This window comes from Thermaerobacter composti (assembly GCF_033582035.1).
GTDB classification, from domain to species: domain Bacteria; phylum Bacillota; class Sulfobacillia; order Thermaerobacterales; family Thermaerobacteraceae; genus Thermaerobacter; species Thermaerobacter composti.
This window is the reverse complement of record NZ_CP132508.1, coordinates 1,543,069-1,566,456: the sequence shown is the minus strand read 5'-3', so window position 1 is coordinate 1,566,456 and position 23,388 is coordinate 1,543,069. Positions and strand designations below refer to the sequence as shown.

At 75.9% G+C, this 23,388-nt stretch carries 14 protein-coding genes, 1 other RNA gene and 1 pseudogene; 15 read left to right on the top strand and 1 reads right to left on the bottom strand.

What is annotated here, in order from left to right; all coding sequences use genetic code 11:
- Positions 1-5: 5 nt before the first annotated feature.
- Complete coding sequence (locus tag Q5761_RS06375) at positions 6-1,280, top strand: MFS transporter (RefSeq protein ID WP_318749937.1); 1,275 nt, start codon at positions 6-8, stop codon at positions 1,278-1,280.
- Between the two features lie 7 nt (positions 1,281-1,287).
- Here the strand turns inward: Q5761_RS06375 and Q5761_RS06370 are convergent, their stop codons facing one another.
- A complete protein-coding gene (locus tag Q5761_RS06370; RefSeq protein WP_318749936.1) occupies positions 1,288-1,728 on the bottom strand; it encodes a hypothetical protein in 441 nt (146 codons plus the stop codon).
- A gap of 429 nt (positions 1,729-2,157) precedes the next feature.
- On the opposite strand from Q5761_RS06370, the gene secD reads away from it, so the two are divergent.
- The 14 genes and pseudogenes from secD (at position 2,158) to Q5761_RS06300 (ending at position 23,001) form a co-directional block, all read left to right on the top strand.
- Positions 2,158-3,405, top strand: coding sequence for a protein translocase subunit SecD (gene secD / locus Q5761_RS06365; protein WP_318749935.1), 1,248 nt, complete (start codon positions 2,158-2,160; stop codon positions 3,403-3,405).
- Positions 3,402-4,289 (top strand): protein translocase subunit SecF, encoded by an 888-nt coding sequence (gene secF / locus Q5761_RS06360; protein WP_135225511.1) that lies wholly within the window; start codon positions 3,402-3,404, stop codon positions 4,287-4,289. Before secD ends, secF begins: the two co-directional genes overlap by 4 nt.
- A gap of 343 nt (positions 4,290-4,632) precedes the next feature.
- Positions 4,633-6,741 (top strand): AAA family ATPase, encoded by a 2,109-nt coding sequence (locus Q5761_RS06355; protein WP_318749934.1) that lies wholly within the window; start codon positions 4,633-4,635, stop codon positions 6,739-6,741.
- Complete coding sequence (locus Q5761_RS06350; RefSeq protein ID WP_318749933.1) at positions 6,738-8,936, top strand: VWA domain-containing protein; 2,199 nt, start codon at positions 6,738-6,740, stop codon at positions 8,934-8,936. Before Q5761_RS06355 ends, Q5761_RS06350 begins: the two co-directional genes overlap by 4 nt.
- Before the next feature lie 197 nt (positions 8,937-9,133).
- Positions 9,134-11,413, top strand: coding sequence for a single-stranded-DNA-specific exonuclease RecJ (recJ, locus tag Q5761_RS06345; RefSeq protein ID WP_135225509.1), 2,280 nt, complete (start codon positions 9,134-9,136; stop codon positions 11,411-11,413).
- Between the two features lie 52 nt (positions 11,414-11,465).
- Positions 11,466-13,673: a RelA/SpoT family protein gene (locus tag Q5761_RS06340; protein WP_318749932.1), complete on the top strand. Its 2,208-nt coding sequence runs from the start codon at positions 11,466-11,468 to the stop codon at positions 13,671-13,673.
- 312 nt (positions 13,674-13,985) lie between these two features.
- Positions 13,986-14,441, top strand: coding sequence for a D-aminoacyl-tRNA deacylase (gene dtd, locus Q5761_RS06335; protein WP_135225507.1), 456 nt, complete (start codon positions 13,986-13,988; stop codon positions 14,439-14,441).
- 320 nt (positions 14,442-14,761) lie between these two features.
- Positions 14,762-16,180 (top strand): histidine--tRNA ligase, encoded by a 1,419-nt coding sequence (gene hisS / locus Q5761_RS06330; protein ID WP_318749931.1) that lies wholly within the window; start codon positions 14,762-14,764, stop codon positions 16,178-16,180.
- A 5-nt stretch (positions 16,181-16,185) separates the two neighbouring features.
- Positions 16,186-18,024 (top strand): aspartate--tRNA ligase, encoded by a 1,839-nt coding sequence (gene aspS / locus Q5761_RS06325; RefSeq protein WP_318749930.1) that lies wholly within the window; start codon positions 16,186-16,188, stop codon positions 18,022-18,024.
- Between the two features lie 94 nt (positions 18,025-18,118).
- A non-coding RNA gene (gene ssrS / locus Q5761_RS06320) (6S RNA) lies at positions 18,119-18,306 on the top strand.
- A gap of 324 nt (positions 18,307-18,630) precedes the next feature.
- Entirely contained in the window at positions 18,631-18,960 is a 330-nt protein-coding gene (gene trxA, locus Q5761_RS06315; protein ID WP_135225504.1) for a thioredoxin, read from the top strand.
- Between the two features lie 473 nt (positions 18,961-19,433).
- Positions 19,434-20,474: a GntG family PLP-dependent aldolase gene (locus Q5761_RS06310; RefSeq protein ID WP_318749929.1), complete on the top strand. Its 1,041-nt coding sequence runs from the start codon at positions 19,434-19,436 to the stop codon at positions 20,472-20,474.
- A 31-nt stretch (positions 20,475-20,505) separates the two neighbouring features.
- Positions 20,506-21,867 (top strand): annotated as a pseudogene (locus tag Q5761_RS06305) (AAA family ATPase); the annotation flags it as partial.
- A gap of 495 nt (positions 21,868-22,362) precedes the next feature.
- Positions 22,363-23,001, top strand: a complete 639-nt coding sequence (locus tag Q5761_RS06300) for a thymidine kinase (protein ID WP_318749928.1) — start codon at positions 22,363-22,365, stop codon at positions 22,999-23,001.
- Positions 23,002-23,388 lie beyond the last annotated feature (387 nt).

Here is a 23,388-nt window from a genome sequence, read left to right as displayed (position 1 = left end):
ACGCTGTGAAGTCCTACGGGTTCTTCGAGCTGCTGCAGCGGTTCGAAGCCTACCGGCGGTACTGGTTGGCGATGGCGGTGTCCTGGGCGGGCGACCGGCTCAACGCCGTCGCGCTGGCCACCCTGGTGCTGGACCGCTTCCCCCAGCAGCCCATGGCCATCGGCCTCGTCCTGATGGCCCAGCACCTGCCCCAGGCGGTGCTGGGGCTTTTGGCCGGCGCGCTGGCCGATCGCTGGCCGCGGCGCACGGTGATGGTGGTCAGCGACCTGGTCCGCGCCGTGGCCGTGCTGCTGGTGCCGTGGGCGACGGAGCTCTGGCAGGTGTACCTGGCGGCCCTCGTGGTGGGTACCGCCAGCACCTTCTTCTTCCCGGCGTGGCGCAGCACGCTGCCGGCGGTGGTGAGCCGCGATGCCCTGCTGGAGGCCAACGCCTACCACTCGGCGACCCGCTCCTTCATCGACATCCTGGCCCCGGTGGGCGCCACCGCGCTGATCGCCGCCGGGCGCGCCCTGCATCCGGTGCTGTACATGGCGCCGGCCTTCTGGCTGGACGCGCTCTCCTACCTGGTCTCGGCCTGGCAGCTGGCCCACCTGCCCCTGGACGAGGCTGCCCTGGGAGGCCTGCGGCCCGCGACCCGCGGCCTGGCCGGGGTGGGCAGGGACGTGCTGGCCGGCCTTCGCTACCACCGGCAGAACCGCACGGTGTGGGCCCTCCTCCTGCTGATGGGCAGCTTCGCGTGGGGCGCCAACGGCGCCAACGCCCTGTTGCAGAAGGCCGTCCCCATGCTGCTGGGGGTGCCGCCCGAGCGGTGGGGCGTGCTGTTGGCCGCCATGGGCGTCGGCATGATCGCGGGGAACGCCGTCGTCGCCCGCCGGGGCAAGGTCTGGCCCCGCCACGTCGTCATCGGCGTGGGGTACCTGGGTGCCTGGCTGGCCCTGGTGATCCTCGCCGGGACGCGGGACTTCACCGTCGCGTTGGCGACCTACGTGCTGATGGGCGTCAGCAATGCCGCCTTCCTCGCCCCCCAGGTGGCCTGGGTCCAGGAGGCCACCGATCCCGCCTACCTCGGGCGCGTGGAGGCGACCCGCAATGCGGTGATCTACGTCGGGATGACGGTCAGCCCCTTGCTGGCGGGGTGGCTGGAGCAGGCCCTGGGGTCCCTCCCGGGCGCCATGGGAGCGATCTCGGTGCTGTTCCTGGTCCCCGCCGTGCTGTCCTTCACCCATCCCGCCCTGCGCCGGCCGGCGTCCGCGGCGGCGCGGGCGACGACCGGCGCCTGATGGGTGCCTACACCCGTCCGCCGTGGCGGCGCACGATGGCGGCTGCCCGCTGCCGACTCTGGCCGTCGGCCAGCGGCACCACCATCAGGTACGGCATGGCGCCGACCAGTTCGTCGTCGGCGAGCCCGCTGACGGTGGGGTCCATGGCCGCCAGCGCGCGGCGGTCGCGATCCATGGCGCCGGTCAGGGTCTTGGGCATCGGTTGGTCCGTCAGGTCGCCGCGTTCTTCCCGCACCGGTTCCAGCCGGTCGATCTGCACGTCCCGGTAGCCGGCGGCCTTCAGGGCCTCCGCGGCCCGCTGGGCGCCGTCCACGTCCCGAAAGGTGGCGAACAGGGCCGGTTGCTGGAACGAAGGCTGGCGCCCGGCGGGGGCGGCCGGCGCGGACGACGCCCGGCGGGCCGGCCCGGGGGACGGTCCGCGTCCCTCCCGATCCTCCTGCGGTGGCATGGGTGGTCCACCTCCTCGCCCCGACGATCTCTCCCCGGACGGCCGCCGCGGCGGGTCGGCGCCCGGGCCTGGAGGGCGGTTCCCGCGCCGCGGCCGTTGTCCGTCCTCAGTGTGTCCCCTGACGGCGCCGGCCTCGCACCGGCCCGGACGGCCGGAGGGCGGGTGCGCCCTCCCGGAGCCACCGCTGCAGTCGGCCAGGGGCCTCGCACCGGCCCAGACGGCCGGCGGGAGGGTGCGCCGCGGCCTCCCCCCACGGCCCACGGCCCGGTGGTATAATCGCCTTCGGGTTCCGCGCCCCAGGGTGCGGGGACGGTCGCACCGTCAACGGCGGACGGCGGGACGCGGCCACCGGTGGGTGCCGGCCGGGGCCGCTCTTTTTTGAGCCCTTGTGGCGGACGGGAACCGTCGAGGAGGAGGAGGGGCGGCGGCATGCGCGGGCGCCGCAGGACGCGGGCGGTGCTGACCCTGATCCTCAGCCTGGCGCTTTTGGGGGGCATCGCCGCCTGGACGCTCTTGGACTTTCGGCTGCAGGACCGCATCAACCGCGGCCTCGACCTGGCCGGAGGGGTGCGGGTGGTCCTCCAGGGGGTGGACAAGCCCGGCAACCCGGTGACGCGGGAGAAGATCGACGACGCGGTGGAGATCATCCGCAACCGTGTAGACGCCCTGGGCGTGGCCGAGCCGGTGATCCAGCGGCAGGGCGAGGACCGCATCGTGGTCGAGCTGGCCGGCGTGGACGATCCGCAGGAGGCCATCGAGACCATCGGGCGCACGGCGCGCCTGGAGTTCCGCGGCCCCGACGGCAGCGTGGTGGTGACCGGCGACCAGCTGGTGGCCGGGGGCATTCAGGTGGCGGCCGACCAGGCTGGTCGCCCCGTGGTCCAGCTGCAGTTCAACGCCGAGGGGACCGAAACGTTCGCCGAGGCGACGCGAAAGTTCTTCGGCCAGCCCATCTTCATCGTGCTGGACGAGCAGGTGATCTCGGCGCCCGAGGTTCATGCCGTGATCACCAACGGCCGGGCGGAGATCACCGGCATCCCCACCTTCGAGGAGGCCCAGCGCCTGGCCGTGGCCCTGCGCTACGGCGCCCTGCCGGTGGACCTGCAGATCGTCGAGAACCGCACCGTCTCGGCGACGCTGGGGGCCGATTCGCTGGCGCGCAGCGTCCAGGCGCTGGTGGTCGGCGCCGCTGCGGTGGCCGGCTTCATGGTGGTCGTCTACCGGATCCCGGGGTTCTGGGCCGTGGTGGCCCTGGGCGTCTACCTCTTGCTGACCGCCGCGGCCCTCTACGGTCTCGACGCCACGCTGACCCTGCCCGGCATCGCCGGGTTCGTCATGTCGGTCGGCATGGCGGTGGACGCCAACGTGCTGATCTACGAGCGCATCAAGGACGAGCTCAGGGCGGGCAAGACCATCCGGGCGGCCCTGGAGGCGGGGTTCCGTAACGCCTTCTCCGCGATCCTGGACTCCAACCTGACCACCCTGATCGCGGCCGCCGTGCTCTACGGCCTGGGCACCGGCCCGGTGCGAGGCTTCGCCGTCACCCTGGCCGTCGGCGTGGTCGCCAGCATGTTCACCGCCATCACCCTGACCCGGTTCTTCCTGCGGAACCTGCTGGACGCGGAGCTCTTCCGGCAGCCCAGCCGGCTGTTCGGCGTGCGGGGTGGGGCGCGGTGAAGGGGTTCTCGTTCGTCCGCACCCGGGGCGTGGCCTTCGCCCTCAGCCTGCTCCTGCTGGCGGCGGGCATGATCGCCTGGGCCGTGCGCGGCCTCAACTACAACGTGGAGTTCACCGGCGGCGCCGCCTGGACCCTGCGCTTCGAGCGGACCGTGACCGCGGGCGCGGTGCGGTCCGTCCTGGCGGAGCAGGGCGTGGAGGACGCCGTCGTCCAGCTCAGCGAGGGCGACCGGGTGGCGCTGCTGCGCACGCCCGCCGTGGACCAGGCCACCCAGCAGCGGGTCCTCCGCGCCCTGGAGGAGCGGCTCGGCCCGGTCCGGCTCGAGCAGTTCGACAGCATCAGCCCCGCCATCGGCCGGGAGATCCGCGAGAGGGGCATCCTGGCCCTGGCCCTGGCCACGGTGGGGATGGTCGTCTACATGACGATCCGGTTCGAGTTCTGGTTCGCCGTGGCGGCCATCCTGGCCATGCTGCACGACGTCTTCATGGTGGTCGGCCTGTTCGCCCTGCTGCAGTGGCAGGTGGACTCGTCCTTCATCGCGGCGCTGCTGACCGTGTTCGGCTACTCCATCAACGACACCGTGGTGGTGTTCGACCGCATCCGCGAGAACCTGCGCCTGCGCCGCAAGGAGCCCCTGGACCAGCTGGTGGACCGCTCCATCCGGCAGGTGCTGCGTCGCTCGCTGCTGACCGGCACCACGACCCTGCTCGCCCTGGCGGCGGTCTTCGCCTTCGGCGGCGAGACGATCCGCGCCTTCGCCGGCGCGCTGTTCTTCGGCATCCTCTTCGGGACCTACTCCTCGATCTTCGTCGCCAGCCCCCTCTGGTACGTGCTGCGCCAGCGGGCCGCCCGGCGGCGCGCGGCGGCGCGGGCGGTGGACTGAAGGAGCACCCCCATCCCACGGGGACGGAAGAACCCGGCTGCCACCGGGCCCTGGGCCCGGTGGTTTTTTTGCGAGGGGGGCGGCCAGACTAACCTGCGCCGCCGGTTCTCCGGGCGGGCTCGCTCGCGGGGCCTCCGGCGACGGGGATCCGGACGGAGGATGCGGGTCCGCGGCGGGATGGCGGCCCGGGGCGGGGCCCCGCCGCGATGCGCGCCGGGGCCCGCGGCGCCCGGCCCGGGACGCTCCGGCGGGCCATGGGATGGCGACCGCCGGGCGGGCTCGCGGCGCGGCGGCCGGGCGGACCGGCCCCGGGGGCGGTCAATCCGGGCGGGGGTGGGGCCGCATGCAGGAGTACGGGTCGCTGATCCGGCACGAGGGGAACCGCCAGCTCTTCGAGGCCGTGGAGATGTCCATCATCGCCCAGCTCTGGGGCGAGCCGCTGCACCTGCATGCCGAGGGGGTGCGGGGGACCGGCAAGACCACCATCCTCCGCGCCGCGCGCCGCATCCTGCCGCGCATCCAGCGGATCCGCGGTTGCCCGTACAACTGCGATCCGCGCGCCCCCCACTGCCCCCTGCACGCCCACTGGGACCCCGAGCGGATCGCCGCCCACGGCACCGAGTGGATCCCGATGCCCTTCCGCGAGATCTCGCCGTCGGCCAAGGTGGGCACCGTCATCGGCAGCCTGGACCTGGCCCGGTTGACCGACGGCCAGCGGCCCGAGGCGGCGCTGCTGCCGGGCACCCTGGCCCAGGCGCACCGCGGCATCGTGCTGGTGGACGAGATCAACCGCCTGGCCGACGTGGCCCCGGAGCTGGCGGACTGCCTGCTGGACGTGATGGGCACCAAGCCCGGGCGGCTGCAGATCGAGGAGACGGGCCTGCCCCCGGTGGAGATCCCCGTGCGGGTGGCGGTGTGGGCGGCCTCCAACCCCGACGAGGAGCCGGGGCCGCTGGAGGAGATCCGCCGCCAGCTGTCGGACCGCTTCGACCTGGTGCTGGACGTGCGCCGCCCGGGCGAACCGTGGCTGGTCAAGCGCATCCTCCTCCTCGGCGAAGCCCGGGCCCGGGCGGCGGCGGAGGCCGCGGTCCCGCTGCCGGCCCCCGCCGCCGACGGGCCGTCGGCCGGGGCTGCCAGCGGATGCCCGACGGGGGCGCCGCCGCCCGGGCCCGGGGGCGCGCGCCCGGGGGACCAGCGGTCGCCCGGCGCCGGTCTCGCGCGACCGGCGGGCGTGACGGCGACCGCCGCCGCCTTGGGCGACGGCGGCGACCCCGCGGGGGGGCCGGCGGTCGCGGAGGCCGCCGGGGCAGGAGCGGGCGACGACCGGCCGGCGGGGCGGGCCGGGGCGACGGGCGCTGCGCCGGCACCGGGGGGTGACGGGCGGACGGACCGCGTGGCGGCCGCGGATGCCCGAGCCCTGCCGGGACCGCATGGTCGACCGGGAGGCGTGCCGGCCGAGGACGCCGGGCCGGCGGACGGGCGCGGGGGCCCGCTCGAGAAGCCGCCGGCCACGGAGACGGGGTCCGGGGACGGGGCCGACAGGTGGGACCGGCGCTGGTGGGAGGCGGCCCGGCGGCGGCCTCAGTTCCCGGAGCCCCTGCTGGAGCTGCTGGCCGAGGTCTACGTCCAGTTCCGCCTGGAGAGCCTGCGCGCCCTGGAGGCGTGGCGCCACGCGGCCGCCCTCTACGCCGCCCGCGCGGGCCGGCGCCGGGTGCGGCGGGAGGATCTCCTGGAGGTGGCGCCCGCCGTCCTCCGCCACCGCGTGGAGGCCGGGGCGCTGGGGGAGGTCTTGGAGTTCCTGAGCCGCGACAGCAGCGGCGGGGCCGGCGCCCCGGGCGCCGACGATGCGGTCGGGGCGCCGGCCACCGGCGAGCCGGCGACCTGGCCCACCGGGGCCGCCGGATGGGGTGCCGTCCCCGGCGGCGGGGCCGTGACGTCGGCCGGGGCGGCCGGCGTTCCGGGTCCAGGCCATGCCGCGGCGCAGCCTGCGGCACGGTCCGCGGCGGGCCGCTCCGGGGAGCCGGCGGGCCCGGATGGGGGGACGGCCGGGGTGTGGGGCCGGCTGCGGGACATGCTGGTCCGGGCCGCCCGGCCGGCGGCCGGCGGCCCGGGCCGCGCCACCCCGGGGTGCACCGGCTCGGCCGCGGGTCCCGCCGGCGGCGGGACCCGCGGCGAGGGCTCGGCCCCCCCGGGGCCCGTGGGCCCCGGGGGGGCCGGTTCCGCCCTGGTCGGCCCGGGCCCGGCCGGCACCGCCTCGCCCGCCACGGCCGAGGCCGGCGCGGGCCCGTGGCGGCCGGGCGCCGACGGCACCCCCATGGGCACGGACCCGCTCCGGTCGGGCGCCGGGACCGCGCGTCCCGGCGCCCGGCCGGGGACCACCCCGCCCCGCCGCGCCCGGCCGCTGCTCGAGCTGACGCGGGACCGGGCCCTCCGGTCCTGGGGCCCCCAGTGACCCCGGGGATCGCGGGCATCGAACGCCTCACCGAGCGGCTGGGCCGGCAGGCCGACCTGACCGCGCGCCTCCTCGAGTCGCTGGCCCGGGGCGCGGCGGGCATCGGCGAGGCCGCCGTCGCCAGCACCTGCGTGCACCTGCTGGTGGTGGGCCGCCCGGGCGTCGTCCAGGTGCTGCGGGATGCCGACGCGGGCCGGGTCTTCTACGGGCGGTCCCGCCCCGGCCAGGTGCTCCACGTGGACGTCTTCCACGCCGACGGCGAGGTGGACCACCGCCTGGTGGCGCGCAACCTGGCCCGCGCCGCCCGGATCTTCGCCCGCGATGCCGGCGCCCACCGCGTGGCGGGCCTGCCGGTGGAACGCATCCCCGATCTCGTCGACCTGCAGACGGGCACCGGCGGCGGCCGCGCCTCCGGCTCCCTGATCTACGGCCGGCGGCTCTCCCTGCGCCTGGCCCACCGCAACCACGTCCACCTGGCCATCGGCCTCCCCCGCGCCCTGTGGGGCTTTGCGATCTACGCCGTGGCCGCCGCCGAGGAGGCGGTCCTCGCCGCCGGCCTGGAGCTGCGCCGCGTCGAGACGGTGGAGGTGGTGGCCGGGCGAGGCGGTGCCCCCCTGGACCTCAGCGACTACGAGACCGCCTCGGACTCGCTGCTAAGGGAGGACGGGCGGCCGGGTGCCACCCCGGGCGGCCGGCCCGGTGCGGCCGGGGGCGAGCCCGGTACCGCCGGTCGCCCCGGGCCTGCCGGGGGCGGCGCCGACGGCCATGCCCCCGGCTCCGGGGAGCTGGGGCGGGGCCCGATGGGACGGGGGGTCGACCCCGACGCCGCCGGGCTGGAGATCGATGCGCGGCAGGGGATCGCAAGCCGCCTGGGCCTTGGCCGCCGGCGCTCGGGGCCGGTGCTGCCCCCGCCCCATCCCGTGGATCCCGTGGGGGAGGGCTTCGGGGTCCGCAGCGGGGAGGTGTCGCGGCCGGCGCCCCGCCGGGGCGGCCACGCCGAACCCGAGGGCCCCGCGCCCGCTGCCGCACCCGCTGCCGGTTCGTCCGCTGGGGACCCCGAGGGGGCGGCCGACGCCGACGGGATGGGCGACCTGCCGGCCGCGGGCGCAGGGGAGGCCGTCCGGCACCAGCTGCTGGCCCGCTCGCTGGGGTGGCTGCGCGAGACGGGCATCGACCTGGCGGCGGCGCTGCTGGAGCGCCTGGAGCGAGGCGCGGCATGGCGCGACCTGCAGCTGCCCGGCGCCAGCTACGAGGAGCTGCGCCGCTGGCTGAACCAACTCCGAGAGGCGGGGTTGGTGGAGCAGGAGGGGGAGCAGTACCGGTTGACCGCCCGGGGCCGGCAGCTGCTGGGCCTGCTCCTGGACGAGCCGGCCGCCGTGCGCACCGCCTTGCGGCGGCTGTTGCGCGTCCGTCCGACGCGACCGGATGCGCGGCCGGGCCACGGCCGGGTGACGGTCTACGACGACGAGCGCGGCCGCCACGTCCGGCGCCGCGCGGTGCGCCCCTGGCAACCGGGTGCCGGGGGCGACGGGCTGGCCGTGGCCGAGTCCGTGCTGGCCGCCCTGGTGCGGGGCGGGCTCCCGCTGCGGCTCCAGGCCTGCGATCTGCGCCTCCACCGCCGCGTGCGCCGGCATCCCGTGGACGTGGGCCTGGTGCTGGATGCCAGCGCCAGCATGGCGGGCAGCCGCATCCGGGCGGCCAAGGACCTGGCGCACCAGCTCCTGGTCACCACCCGCGACCGGGTGGCGGTGATCACCTTCCAGGAGCGCATGGTCCAGGTCCAGGTCCCGCTGACCCGCAACACCGTCCGCGTCGAGCGGGGACTCGGCCAGATCCAGCCCTACGGGTTGACCCCCCTGGCCCAGGGTCTGGAGGTGGCCGCCAGCTACCTGCGCCAGGTCCGGGCCCGCAACCCGCTGTTGGTGCTGATCACCGACGGCATCCCGACGGTGCCCTACCGGACCGCCAACCCGCTGGAGGACGCCGTCCAGGTCGCGCGCCAGCTGGGGCAGGGGCGGTTCGGTCGCATTGCCTTCACCTGCATCGGCCTGCAGCCCAACGAGCGGTATCTCCGGGAACTGGTCGGGGCGGCGGGCGGTCGGCTGTACGTGGTGGACGAGCTGGAGCGCGACACCCTGGTCTCCATCGTCCACCGCGAGCGGGCCCAGCGCAAGGAGCGCGTCCGCGGCGTCTAGCAGTGGCGACCAGCGCTGCCGCGACGCAGGAAACCCCCTCCCCCTGTCGAAGGCCTCCACCCTGTGGAGGCGATGGACGTGTCGGGACCCCACGAATCGGCACCCGGTGCGCACGGCCGGGTGCCGTCTCGCGCCGGACCCCGGGGCCTGGGGGACGGGATCCGGTGGCGGCAGGGCAGGCGGGGGGGATCCGTGGGATGAGGCCGCCGCTCCTGGGCCGGCGGTGGCGGGTGCGCCCGGCGTCGGCGCAGGCGGCGGCCCGGCTGGCCCAGGCCCTGGGCATCACGCCCCTCACGGCGCGGGTTCTGGCCGCCCGGGGCTTCGCCGACGCGTCCCAGGCCCGGCAGCTGCTCCAGGGCGGCCCGCCGCTGCGGGACCCCTTCCGGCTGCCGGACATGGAGGCGGCGGTGGATCGCATCCGCCGCGCCCTGGCCCGCGGCGAGGGCATCCTCGTCGTCGGCGACTACGACGCCGACGGCGTCGCGGCGGCCGCCTTGCTGTACCGCGGCCTGCGACGCCTCGAGCCGGCGGCCCGGGTCGAGGTCTACATCCCCGACCGGCTGCGGGAGGGCTATGGCGTGCCCGGCGGCGCCCTGGACGTCGCGGACGCCGTCGGTGCCACGCTGCTGATCACCGTGGACAACGGCATCGCCGCCCACGGTCCCCTGGCGGAGGCGCGGCGCCGGGGCATCGACACCATCGTCACCGATCACCACCAGGTGCAGGGCGACCTGCCGCCGGCGCTGGCGGTGGTCAACCCCCATCGTCCGGACAGCGAGTATCCCTGGCGGGGCCTGTGTGGCACAGGCGTGGTGTTCAAGCTGCTCCAGGCGCTGGTGGGGGACGAACCGGCCCCGTCCGAATGGTGGCAGCTGGCCGCCGTGGCCACGGTGGCCGACGTGGTGCCCCTCCAGGACGAGAACCGCACCCTGGTCCAGCGGGGACTGGAGGAACTGGCCGCCAGCCCCCTGCCCGGCCTGGCGGCGCTGGCCGAGGCGGCGGGGCTCTCCGACACCCGCCTGGACGCCCACGGCGTGGCCTTCATCCTGGCGCCGCGGCTCAACGCCGCCGGTCGCATGGGATCGGCGTCCCAGGCCTTCGAGCTGCTGGCCACCGACTCGAGGACCCGCGCCCGCGCCCTGGCGCTAGCCGTCGAGCAGCTGAACCGGCTGCGCCGCCAGCAGGAGGAGCTGGCCCTCGGCCAGGCCCTGGCCCGGCTGGAGCGGGGGGAGGGGCTGATCGGCGGCGAGGTCATCGCCCTGGCCGACCCCCGCTGGCACCAGGGCGTCCTGGGCATCGTGGCGTCGCGGCTGGTGGACGTCTTCCACCGGCCTGCGCTGGTGGGTCGCCGCGAGGGGGATCGCATCACCGGTTCGGGCCGCAGCATCGCCGGGTTCCACCTGTTCCGGGCGCTCGAGGCGTGCGCCGAGCTCTTCGACCGGTTCGGCGGCCACGCCCAGGCGGCCGGCTTCACCCTGCCCGCGGCGCGATGGGGCGATCTCGGCCAGCGACTGGCGGCGGAGGCCCGCGCCCACCTGGCGCCGGAGGACCGGGTGCCGCTGCTGGAGGTGGACGCCGTGGCGCGCCCGGACGAGGTGACCGTGGCCGCCGTCCGCGAGCTGGAGCGATTGGCCCCCTTCGGCGAGGGCCATCCCGAGCCGGTGATCGCCCTGGTGGACCTCGGACCCGTGGCGGCGCGCCCCGTGGGCGAGGAGGGCGAGCACCTGCGCCTGGAGTGGGCAGGCGGATCCGCGGTGGCCTTCGGACTCGGTGCCCTGGCCGAGCGCGTCCGGCGGGTGGGGCGGGTGGAGGTGGCCGTCCGCCCGCGGGTCGGCACCTTCCGCGGGGAGGAACGGGTCGACCTACACGTCGCCGATGTGCGGCCGGCCGCGGCCCAGCGCGCGGCCTGGCTGGCCGCGGAGGTGGAGCGCCGCCGCCGTTGGACGGCGGAGCTCTACCCGGATCGCGGGATGCTGACCCGCGTGTACGCGGCGCTGGAGCGGGTGGCGGCGACAGGCGGCGGTGCGGCGGGGGGCCGTGGGAGGGGGCCGGTGGGCGGGCCCGTGGTCCCCGGCGACCTGGCGGCCGTGGTGGATGCCCTGGCCCGCCACCTGCCGGGGTGGCCCCGGCATACGGTGCGCGCGGCGGTGGAGATCCTGCGCGAGGCGGGCGTGCTGACGCCCGTGGACGCCAGCGAGCGGGCCTGGGCGCTGGCCCCGCGGGGCCGGCGCGCCTTCGACCTCAACCACAGCCCGCGCTACCGCACAGGGATGGCCCGCCGCCGCCTGCTGGACGGGGTGGCGGCGGCCCTGGCGGCGGGCCGCTGGGCCGAGGCGGAGCGCGGGCTGGCCCATCCCCTGGCCTTGCCCCTGCCGCCGAGCTACAATGAAGTGATAAGACGCCGCAGCGGAGACGCCGGCGCCGGGACCCGGCCCGGCCCCGCGGGGGGCACCGCCGCCGGCACGGCCGGCGGCTGAGAGGCGGGCCCCCGACGGCAACGAGCGCACGCGGGAAGGGGGTGTCTGGCCCGTGGCGGTGGAGCTGCAGCCATCCATCACGCCCGATGCCCTGTTGGAGCGGGCGGGGCGCTACCTGGGCGCGGAGGAGCTGGAGTGGCTGCGCCGCGCCTTCGAGTTCAGCAAGGCGGCCCATCACGGCCAGAAGCGCGCCTCGGGTCAGGACTTCATCGAGCACCCCCTGGCCGTGGCGCTGATCCTGGCCGATCTGGAGCTCGACGCCGCCACCCTGGTGGCCGCCCTGCTCCACGACACGGTGGAGGACACGCCCGTGACCCTGGAGCAGGTGGAGCGGGAGTTCGGGCCGGAGGTGGCGCTGCTGGTCGACGGGGTGACCAAGCTCAACCGGATCGAGTGGCGCACCCGCCTGGAGGAACAGGCGGAGAACCTGCGCAAGATGTTCCTCGCCATGGCGCGGGACATCCGCGTCGTGCTGATCAAGCTCGCCGACCGGCTGCACAACATGCGGACGCTGTCGGTGGTGCCGCGGGAGAAGCAGATCGCCAAGTCCCGCGAGACCCTGGAGATCTTCGCGCCGCTGGCCCACCGGCTGGGGATGTCCCAGATCCAGTGCGAGCTGGAGGACCTGGCGCTGCGCTATCTGGAGCCCGAGCGCTACCGGGAGCTGGCGGAGCGCATCCCGCGCAAGCGGGCCGAGCGCGAGGCGCTGGCCCAGGTGATCATCGCCACCTTGAAGGCGCGCCTGGCCGAGGCCGGCATCCGGGCGGACATCCAGGGAAGGGCGAAGCACTTCTACAGCATCTACCGCAAGATGTACGAGCAGGGCAAGGACCTGTCCCAGATCTACGACCTCATCGCCGTGCGGGTCATCGTCGACACGGTGAAGGACTGCTACGGGGCCCTGGGCGTGGTCCACACCATCTGGCGGCCGCTGCCCGGCCGCTTCAAGGACTACATCGCCACGCCGAAGTCCAACATGTACCAGTCCCTGCACACCACGGTCATCGGCCCCCAGGGCGAGCCCTTCGAGATCCAGATCCGCACGTGGGACATGCACCGCACCGCCGAGTACGGCATCGCCGCCCACTGGCGGTACAAGGAGCGGGGCCGCACCGACAAGGACTTCGACGCCAAGCTGGCCTGGCTGCGCCAGATCCTGGAGTGGCAGAACGACCTGGGCGACGCCCGGGAGTTCATGGAGTCGCTAAAGATCGACGTCTTCTCCGACGAGGTCTTCGTCTTCACGCCCAAGGGGGACGTGATCGACCTGCCGGCGGGTTCGACGCCGGTGGACTTCGCCTATCGCATCCACACCGAGATCGGCCATCACTGCGTGGGCGCCAAGGTCAACGGCCGCATCGTGCCCCTGGACTATCGGCTGAAGAACGGCGACATCGTCGAGATCCTGACGAACAAGCAATCCGGCGGCCCCTCCGCCGACTGGCTGCAGTTCGTCCGCACCTCCACGGCCCGCAGCCGCATCCGCCAGTGGCTCAAGAAGCAGCGGCGGGACGAGAACCTGGAGCGCGGGCGCCTCATGCTGGAGCACGAGCTCAGGGCCCACGGCCTGCCCGTGCGGGAGGTCTGGCGTAAGGACTGGCTGGACGAGGTGGCCGGCCGGTACAACCTGCCCGACGGCGAGGAGCTGTTGGTCGCCATCGGCTACGGCGGCGTGGCGGCCGGCCAGGTGGCGGGCCGGTTGCGGGAGCTCTACCGGCGGCAGCAGGCCCGCGACGCGGCGGAGGGCGGGGCGGCGCCGCCGGATCCGGCGGCGGAGGACGCGGACCGACGCGGTGGCACGCCCGCGGCCCGGGCCGGCGTGCGGGTGGACGGCCTCGACCACGTCCTGGTCCGGTTCTCCCGCTGCTGCAATCCCGTGCCCGGGGACCCCATCGTCGGATACGTGACCCGAGGGCGAGGGGTCTCGATCCACCGGGCCGATTGCACTATGCTCAAGGCGAGCCCGGAGGCCGACCGGCGGCTGATCGACGTCAGCTGGGACCAGGTGGCCGGGCAGGCGTTCCCGGTGGCGGTCGAGATCTCCTGCTACGACCGGGTCGGCCTGCTCTCGGACATCACCGCGGTGGTGGCCGACACCCGCCGCAACATCCTGGCCGCCCGGACGCGCACCCACAAGGACGGGACCGCCACCATCGACCTGGTGGTGGAGGTCCAGAACCTGGAGCAGTTCGACCAGCTGCGGCGCCAGCTGGAACGGGTCCGGGACGTGATCCGGGTGGAGCGGGTGGCCAGCCGGTAGCCCTGCGCGTCCCGTCCGGCCGGGGTCGCCGCCGGCGGATGGCCGGGGGCGGGACGGCGGGCGGATCGGGCAGCAGGGCGCCGGGCCGCCGTGCCGGGCGGTGGCGGCCCGGGCCGGGGGCGCGGATCGGTCGGCGGTAGGGGCGGCGGGAGCCGCGGGCCGCGCCGGTCGCCCTCCGGCGCAAGGCGAGGGCCGGGCGATGCCGCGACGCGAGCCGCCCGAGGCGGGCGGGCCCGCGGGGCGGCACGGCCGCGGCCGGCGGGGCGGCGGGGACGGCGAGGGAAGGCATCCGGTGCGGGACGGAGGTCGGGCATGCGGGCCGTGATCCAGCGGGTGGCCCGGGCGTCGGTGCGCACCGCCGGGCAAGCCCCTCGCACCATCGGTCGAGGGGTTGTTGTTTTGCTCGGGGTGGAGCGGGGCGACGGGCCGGCGGACGTGGAGTGGATGGCGGAGAAGATCGCCCACCTGCGGATCTTCCCCGGGGAGGGCGATGCCGCCGGGCGGCACTTCGAGCGCTCGGTCCGCGAGGTGGCGGGCGCGGTGCTGCTGATCTCCCAGTTCACCCTGCTGGGCGACTGTCGCCGGGGCCGGCGGCCCTCCTTCACCGCCGCGGCGCCGCCTGCGGAGGCCGAGCCGCTCTACGAGGCGGTGGCGGCGGCCCTGGCCGCGCGGGGGCTGGCCGTCCAGACGGGCTGGTTCGGGGCGGACATGCAGGTGGAACTGGTCAACGACGGGCCCGTCACCCTCTGGCTGGACAGTCGGGGCTAGGCCGGGGCGGGGCGCCCCCTGCCGCGGGCCGGCAGGACGCTTCGGCGCTTCCGCCCGCGGGGTGGACGGCAGCCGGCGCCCCGGGCGTGGCCCGGGCGCGGGGCGCGGACGGCACCCCGGGCAGGCCCCGGGGCGGTGGCGGGAGCGGCGGCGCCGCCGGACCGCGCCGGTTCGTCCGCCGGTCGCCGGATCGCCGCGGTGCCGACCGCCCGGCTCCGCGCGGGGCGCCGGGGGCGTGCCGGCGCCGGCTCGCCGACGACCCCGCCGGTTCCGGCTGCCAGGTGACCCGGGACAAGCCGTCGAGGTGGGGAGGGAAGGCCTTGGAGCGCGTCCAGCGTCCCCGCGGGACGTACGACGTCACCCCCCTGGAGGCGCCGCGCTGGCAGGCCCTCGAGGCCCGGATCCGCGACGTGGCGCGGCGGTTCGGCTTCGGGGAGCTGCGGACGCCGGTCCTGGAGGCGCGGGAGCTCTTCCAGCGCACCGTGGGGGAGACCACGGACATCGTTCAGAAGGAGATGTACGTGCTGACGCCGCCGGGCAGCGATCGGCAGCTGGTGCTGCGGCCCGAGGGGACGGCGGCCGCCGTGCGCGCGTACCTGGAGAACGGGCTCCACAACGGTCCCCAACCGGTGAAGCTCTACTACATCCAGCCGATGTTCCGCCACGAGCGGCCCCAGGCGGGGCGGTACCGCCAGCACGTCCAGTTCGGGGTGGAGGTCTTCGGTGCCGGCGAGGCGACGGCCGACGCGGAGATCATCGCGCTGGCCGTGACCCTCTTCGCCGAGCTCGGCCTGGAGGGGCTGGCGGTGCACCTCAATAGCATCGGTTGCCCCGTCTGTCGCCCCCGCTACCGGCAGGCGCTGCTGGAGTACTATCGCCCGCGGGCGGCGCGACTGTGCGCCGACTGCCGCGCCCGGCTGGAGTCCAACCCCCTGCGGCTGCTGGACTGCAAGGTGCCGGAGGACCAGCCCCACAAGGCGGGCGCGCCGCGGACGGTGGACTACCTGTGCGAGGCCTGCCGGGCCCACTTCGAGGCGCTCCAGGGTGCGCTGGACGCCCTGGGCATCGCATACCGACTGGACCCCGGCCTGGTGCGGGGGCTGGACTACTACACCCGCACCGTCTTCGAGATCCGCTACGGCGGCCTGGGGGCCCAGGACACCGTCTGCGGCGGCGGTCGCTACGACGGCTTGATCGAGCTCCTGGGGGGACCGCCGACGCCGGGGGTGGGATTCGGCATGGGCCTCGAGCGCCTGCTGCTCACGCTGGAGGCGGTGGGGCGTCTGCCGGGGACGCCGCCGGCGCTGGACGCCTACGTGGCCGTGACGGGGGCCGTGCCGCGGACCCGGGCGCTGCGCCTGGTGCAGGACCTGCGGCGCGCGGGTCTGGGCGTCGACATGGATCACGTGGGGCGGAGCCTCAAGGCCCAGCTGCGGGCGGCGGGGCGGCTGGGGGCGCGCCACGTGGTGATCCTGGGGGATGCGGAGTGGGCCGCGGGCCAGGCCATGGTCCGGCACATGGCCAGCGGGACCCAGCGGCAGGTCGCCCTGGCGGAGCTGGCCGGATTCCTGCAGGCGGCGTCGGGGGCAGGCGGCGCGGAGGCCGCGGCTGCGTCCCCGGTCGCCTCCCGGGGGTCGTCCGGCCGCGGGGCGACGGGGGACGCCCCGCCGGCGGCCGCCGGCCGCCGGGATGCGGCCGCGGGGACCGGCAGCGGCGCGGCGGAGGTGGAGGGGGAATGAGCGGCATGGCGGAGGCAACCCGGGCCGGAGGGGCTCCGGCGCCGAGCCTGCGCCCGTGGCGCCAGGGCGCCACGGGGCGTGACCTGGGCTGCGGCGAGGTCCGGCCCGAGCACGTGGGCCGCACCCTGGCGGTGGCGGGGTGGGTCCACCGGGTGCGGGACCTGGGCGGCATGAAGTTCGTCGAGATCCGGGACCGCACCGGTCGGCTCCAGCTGGTGATCAATCGGGCCGAGGCGCCCGAGGCGGTGGTGCGCGCCGCCGAGGCGCTGCGCGCCGAGTTCGTCGTCGCCGCGCGCGGTCCCGTGCGCCGACGGGCGCCGGAGGCGGTGAACCCGCGTCTGGCCACGGGGGAGGTCGAACTGGTGCCGGAAGAGCTCCGGATCCTGGCCCCGAGCAAGACGCCCCCCTTCGCGCTGGACGCGGCCGGCGACGTGGACGAGACCCTGCGCCTGCGCTATCGCTACCTGGACCTGCGCCGACCGGAGATGTTCCACAACCTCTGGGTCCGCCACCGGGCCTACCAGGTGGTGCGGCGGTACTTCGACCGGCTGGGCTTCCTCGAGGTGGAGACGCCGATGCTCACCCGCAGCACGCCCGAGGGGGCCCGGGACTACCTGGTGCCCAGCCGGCTGTACCCCGGCCGCTTCTACGCCCTGCCCCAGTCCCCCCAGCTCTTCAAGCAGCTCTTGATGGTGGGCGGGATCGAGCGCTACTTCCAGATCGTGCGCTGCTTCCGCGACGAGGACCTGCGGGCCGACCGGCAGCCGGAGTTCACCCAGATCGACGTGGAGATGAGCTTCGTCGACGTGGACGACGTGCTGGCCGTGGCGGAGGGCATGATGGCCGAGCTGTGGCGGGAGCTGCTGGGTGTGGACGTGCCGCTGCCCCTGCCGCGGCTGTCCTACGCGGAGGCCATGGACCGGTACGGCACGGACAAGCCCGACCTGCGCTACGAACCCGCCATTGCCGACGTCAGCGACGTCTTTGCCGAAACCGGGTTCCGCGCCTTTCGGGCGGTCCTCGACGCCGGCGGCGCGGTGCGGGCCCTGCGGGCACCGGGCGGTGCGACGCTGTCGCGGCGGGAGCTGGACGGGCTGGACGAGGCCGCCCGGGCGGCCGGGGCCGCGGGGGTGGCGTGGGTCGCGGTGCCCCAGGCCGATCCCGCCAGCTGGCGCGGGCCGGTGGTGAAGTTCTTCACGTCGGAGGAGCGGACGGCCCTGGCCGAGCGGCTGGGCGTCCGGGCGGGCGACCTGCTGCTGCTGTGCGCCGATCAGCCGGAGCGCGCGTCGGTGGCGCTAGGCAGGCTGCGCCTCGACCTGGCCGAGCGCCTCGGCTGGCCCCGGCGCCGACCGTGGGCGATGGCGTGGGTGGTCGACTTCCCGCTGCTGGAGTGGGACGAGGACGAGGGACGCTACGTGGCGCGCCACCATCCCTTCACCGCGCCCCGGGACGACGACCTGGACCGTCTGGAGACGGACCCGGCGGCGGTGCGGGCCAAGGCCTACGACCTGGTGGTCAACGGCGTCGAGGTCGGCGGCGGCAGCATCCGCATCCACCGGCGGGACGTCCAGGAACGGGTGTTCCGTGCCATCGCCCTGCCGCCGGAGAAGGCCCGCGAGCGGTTCGGCTTCCTCCTGGAGGCCTTCGAGTACGGCCCGCCTCCCCACGGCGGCATCGCCTTCGGTTTCGACCGCCTGATCATGCTGGCGGTCGGCACGTCCAACATCCGCGACGTGATCGCCTTTCCCAAGACGGCGCGCGCCGTCGACCCGCTGACGGGCGCCCCGGCCGAGGTCGACCCCGGGCAGCTGGCAGAGCTGCATCTGCGGGTCCAGGCGCGGTAACGCCGGCGCGTCCCGGTGGAAACCCCCGGTCGGGCGGCGTTGAAGGCCGCCGCCGGGCCATGCTAGGATGGAGTCGGTCCGAGCGGAGCCGCATGGCACCCTGCGGTGCGCGTGGCGTGCCGAAGGTCTTGATCCAACACCGAGAGCAAGGGAGCCCGGCTCTCCGCGGCCTGCGTCCATGCCCCCACGGTCAGGGGACGGGCAAGACGGTCGTGGGAGGGCACCCACCTGTGGGGGAAGGGGTTCAAAGACTCTCGCCGCCACGGCACACGCGGGTGTCGTGTTTTTGTTTGCCCGGAGGGTTCCCCGGCCGGCTCGGGGGTCGGTGGCTTGTTGGGCGGCCGGCCGGGGGTGGTTTATGATGGAGGCGTACCCCGCGGTTGGGGACGCGCCGGGCCCCGCCGGATGGGGCGGACCGGGCCCCGGGCCGCGGGACGGTGGGCCGCGGGGCGCGGCGAGCCGGGTCCCTGGCCCGGCCCGGCGCCGCCGAGGGCCCGCCTGCGGGGGCGACGTCCCCGCGCGGCCGGACGGACCTGGCCGGCCGGTGGCGGGGGTGCCGCCAAGCCGGCGTGCCCCAGCCGAACCGAGGACAAGGGAGGCGTGGCCATGGCAGCGGGAGTCGTGGAGCTCACCGCCGACCGCTTCGATGCCGAGGTGCTGCAGTCGGACAAGCCGGTGCTGGTGGACTTCTGGGCCCCGTGGTGCGGTCCGTGCCGGATGATCGCGCCCATCGTCGAGGAGATCGCCCAGGAGTACGCCGACCGGCTGAAGGTGACCAAGCTGAACGTGGACGATCACGGCGCCATCGCGGGCCGCTACGGGGTGATGTCCATCCCGACCCTGATCGTCTTCAAGGGCGGGGAGCCCGTGGTCCGCATCGTCGGCTTCCGGCCCAAGGAGGAGCTGGAGCAGGAGATCCGGAAGGCCATCGGCTGAGGCGAGGGGAGGGGGCGGGGCTGCGGCCGGTGGGCCGCAGCCCCGCCCCCTCTAGGGATGCGGCGTTGCATCCGTGGGGGCCGCGGAGGAGGGAGCGCCCGTGGGACCGGAGGAGGTCGGGGCGGTCGGGGCGCCGCCGGCGGGCGGAGGCCGCAAGGCGGCCGCGGGCGACCCCGCGCCGGAGGGGGGTGCGGGCGGGAGGGCAGCCCACGGCAGCCGCGCCCGCGCCCCGGGGGGGCTCGGCGGGGCGGCTGCTGGCGCCGACCGCCACCCCGCCGCCGCGCCCGTCCCGGCCTGCCCCGCCTGCGGTGCGGACCTCCGGCGGCGGCCGTGGGGGTGGATCTGTCCCCGCTGCGGCTTTCACCCGACGTGAGGGGACGACTGTTGACCGCCCGGGAGGCGGTCCCGATCCATCGCCCCGGTTCGATCGAGGGGGCGCAGGAGCAGCGGACGGCGAGGAGGCGACGCGCTCCGTGGCGGAGGTCATCGACTTTCGCAGCGACACCGTGACCCAGCCCACGCCCGCCATGCGCCGCGCCATGGCCGCGGCGGAGGTCGGCGACGACGTCTACGGCGAGGATCCCACGGTGCGGCGGCTCGAGGAGGTGGCCGCCGAGCGGCTGGGCAAGGAGGCGGGCCTGTTCTTCCCCAGCGGGACCATGGCCAACCAGGCGGCGGTGCTCGCCCACACGCGGCGGGGCGACGAGGTCCTGCTGGAGGAGGAGTCCCACATCTACTACTACGAGGTGGGGGGCGTCGCCCTCTGGGCCGCGTGTCAGGTGCGGCCGCTGCCCTCGCGGCGCGGGGTGCTGGACCCCGCGGTGGTGGAGGCGGCGATCCGACCCGCCAACATCCACTTCCCCCCGCCGCGGCTGCTGTGCCTGGAGAACACCCACAACCGGTGGGGCGGCACGGTGATGACCGCCGAGCAGACGGCCGCGCTGGCGGAGGTGGCCCACCGGCACGGCCTCAAGGTCCACCTGGACGGGGCTCGCATCTTCAATGCCGCGGTGGCCCTGGGCGTCCCGGCCGACCGCCTGGCCGCGCCGGCCGACTCGGTGATGTTCAGCCTCTCCAAGGGGCTGGGCTGCCCGGTGGGTTCGCTGCTGGTCGGGGACCGGGACTTCATCGCCGAGGCCCGGCGCTATCGCAAGGCCCTGGGCGGCGGCATGCGCCAGGCCGGGATCCTGGCGGCGGCCGGCCTGGTGGCGCTGGACGAGATGATCGACCGGCTCGCCGACGACCACGCCCTGGCCCGCCGCCTGGCCGAGGGGCTGGCGAACCTGCCCGGCGTGCACGTGGACCTGGAGGCGGTGCAGACCAACATCGTGATGGCCGACGTCGCGGCCACCGGACGGACGGCCTACGAGCTGGCGGGAGCCCTGGCCGCGGCCGGGGTCAAGGTGAACGCCGTCGACGCCCGGCGCCTGCGCTGGGTGACCCACAAGGACGTGGGACCGGCGGATGCGGACCGGGCGCTGGCGATCTTCCACCGCATCCTGACCGAGGGCTGAGCGGGCCCGGAAGAGGGGGAGCCCGACCACCTTGGCGCGCAGGAAGCATCCCGGCGGATCGGCGCACCCGGAGACCCCACGCGACGACCTGTTCACCCGCGCGGCGGAGGAGCGGGCCCGCCGCCAGGCGCCCCTGGCGGAGCGCATGCGTCCGCGCACCCTGGACGAGTTCGTCGGCCAGGAGCACCTGGTGGGTCCGGGACGCCTGCTGCGGCGCGCCATCGAGGCCGACCGCCTGGGCTCCATCATCCTGTGGGGACCGCCGGGATCGGGCAAGACCACCCTGGCGCGGATCATCGCCCGCACCACCCGCGCCCACTTCGAGCCGCTCAACGCCGTGACGGCGGGTGTGGCCGACCTGCGCCGGGTGATCGAGGAGGCCCGGGAGCGCCAGGCCGTGGAGGGTCGGTCCACGGTCCTGTTCGTGGACGAGGTGCACCGCTGGAACCGCGCCCAGCAGGACGCCCTGCTGCCCCACCTGGAGAGCGGTCTGGTGTCCCTGATCGGCGCCACCACGGAGAACCCGTACTTCGCCTGCGTGCCGCCCCTGGTCTCGCGGGCGCGGATCTTCCGCCTCGAGCCCCTCTCCGACGACGACGTCCGGCGGCTGCTGCGGCGGGCCCTGGAGGACCGGGAGCGCGGCCTCGGCATGTACCGCGTCGAGGTGGAACCCGCCGCCCTGGAGCACCTGGTGCGGGTGGCGGGCGGCGACGCCCGGACGGCCCTGAACGCCCTGGAGCTGGCCGTGCTGACCACCCCGCCCGATGCCGACGGCGTCCGCCGCATCACCCTGTCCGTGGCCGAGGAGTCCATCCAGCGGCGCGCCCTGGCCTACGACCCCACCGGCGACGAGCACTACGACCACATGTCCGCCTTGATCAAGAGCATCCGCGGCTCGGACCCCGACGCCGCCGTCTACTGGCTGGCGCGGATGCTCTACGCCGGCGAGGACCCGCGCACCATCGTCCGCCGGCTGCTGGTCCACGCGGCGGAGGACGTGGGGCTGGCCGACCCGCGGGCGCTGCAGGTGGCGGCGGCGGCTGCCACCGCCGTCGAGCAGGTCGGCATGCCCGAGGCCCGCATCCCCCTGGCGGAGGCCGTGCTCTACTTGGCCACCGCGCCCAAGAGCAACGCCGTGATCAAGGCCATCGACGCCGCCTGGAAGGCGGTGGAGGAGCAGGCGATCCGCGGGGTGCCCCGCCACCTGCGGGATGCCCACTACCGGGGGGCGCGGACCCTGGGTCACGGGCAGGGCTACCGGTATCCCCACGACTATCCCGGCCACTTCGTGCGCCAGCAGTACCTCCCCGACGAGCTCCTGGGGGCCCGCTTCTACGAGCCCAGCGACCAGGGCTACGAGGGACGGCTGGCCGCCGTGATCGAGGCGCGCCGGGGACCGACCGGCCGGTTCCCCGCAGCGCGCGATCCAGCCCGCGGGGGACGTACGGCCGCGCCGGAGGAACCCGGCCCCGCCGACGGCCCGTCGGCGGCCGTCGCACCCCCGTCCGGGGACCGCCGCCGGGACCGCGGGCCCAGCCGGGGGGCGGGTGCCGGCGACCCGGAGGCGCCGTCCGCGGCCGGCGGCGCGGAGACGTCCTCCCGGGGTGGCGACGCAAGGCCGTCCGGGACCGGCGAGGCGGTGGCGTTCGGGGCTGCCGGGGCCGAGGTGCCCGGAACCGGCGGGGCGGAGGCGGCCGGCGACCGCGACGCCGCGGCGCCGCCCGCCACCGGCGCCGCGGGAACCCTGCCCGCGGCCCGCGACGCAGGAACCGCGGCGGCGGCTCGGGACGCAGGAACGGCGTCGGCGGCTCGCGAAGAGTAGGCCCGAGCCTCCGCGCCGCCCGCCGCGCGCCGGCGCGGCGGGCGGCGCGGGGCAGCGGAGGACGCCATGGCTGGTTACCTCGAAGTGATCACCGGCGGCATGTTCTCCGGCAAGACGGAGGAGCTCCTGCGCCGGGTGCGGCGGGCCCGCATCGCCCGGCGGCGGGTGCTGCTCTGCAAGCCGGATCTCGACCACCGCTACCGGCGGGACGCCGTGGCCTCCCACGACGGTCGCGACCTGGAGGCGTACGTGGTGCCCGCGCACCGGCCGGAAGAGGTGCTGAGACTGGCCCGGGCCGCGGCGGTCGACGTGGTCGCCATCGACGAGGCCCAGTTCTTCGCGCCAGGGATCGTCCCGACCGTGCTGGAGCTGGTGGAAGCGGGGTTGCGGGTCATCGTCTCCGGCCTGGACATGGACTTCGCCCGCCGCCCCTTCGGCCCCATGCCCGAGCTGATGGCCCTGGCCGACGAGGTGGTCAAGCTCAAGGCCATCTGCGTGGTCTGCGGCGAACCGGCCACCTTCACCCAGCGGCTGATCGGCGGCCGGCCCGCCGCCCCTGACGACCCGGTGATCCTGATCGGCGGGAAGGAGACGTACGAGCCCCGCTGCCGCCGCCATCACCAGCTGGCGCCGGTCCAGGGGTCGACCGGTCATTCCGTCGACCCGGATCCGACCTCGGGGCGTCCGTCGCCGGCCAAGGCGTGAGGCGCGGCCCGGGCCGGCCCGTCGCGGCAGGGGGCGCCAAGCCGGTCCTGGGGTGCCGCAGGCCGGGGGGCCGGGGCTCCGGCCGCGCGGGGCTGGTGCAAGCGGCGCCACGTCGCCGCGGTCGAGCCGCCGGCGCTCTTGGGGGCTCCAGCGGGCGCTCTCGGAGACTCCATCAGGGCGGGGCCAGCGTCCGCCGCGCCGGCCCGACCGGTGCGGCGACCTCCGCTCCGGGCCCAAGCGGAGGGCGGGGGTGCCCGAGCCGCGGGGACGCCCGTGGGGACGCCCTCGCTGGGTCCCGCGCTGGGGGACGAACCGGGGAGGCCAGCCGGGGCGCGATCCGCCCGGCGATGGCGCCTGGCGCGACGCGGGGTCGCTGGGCGTCCGTGG

Coding starts and splice junctions, on each gene's coding strand:
- Q5761_RS06370 (WP_318749936.1), bottom strand. CDS start 1,728: ATGCCACCGCAGGAGGATCGGGAGGGACGCGGACCGTCCCCCGGGCCG.
- secD (WP_318749935.1), top strand. CDS start 2,158: ATGCGCGGGCGCCGCAGGACGCGGGCGGTGCTGACCCTGATCCTCAGC.
- Q5761_RS06355 (WP_318749934.1), top strand. CDS start 4,633: ATGCAGGAGTACGGGTCGCTGATCCGGCACGAGGGGAACCGCCAGCTC.
- recJ (WP_135225509.1), top strand. CDS start 9,134: ATGAGGCCGCCGCTCCTGGGCCGGCGGTGGCGGGTGCGCCCGGCGTCG.
- dtd (WP_135225507.1), top strand. CDS start 13,986: ATGCGGGCCGTGATCCAGCGGGTGGCCCGGGCGTCGGTGCGCACCGCC.
- aspS (WP_318749930.1), top strand. CDS start 16,186: ATGGCGGAGGCAACCCGGGCCGGAGGGGCTCCGGCGCCGAGCCTGCGC.
- trxA (WP_135225504.1), top strand. CDS start 18,631: ATGGCAGCGGGAGTCGTGGAGCTCACCGCCGACCGCTTCGATGCCGAG.
- Q5761_RS06300 (WP_318749928.1), top strand. CDS start 22,363: ATGGCTGGTTACCTCGAAGTGATCACCGGCGGCATGTTCTCCGGCAAG.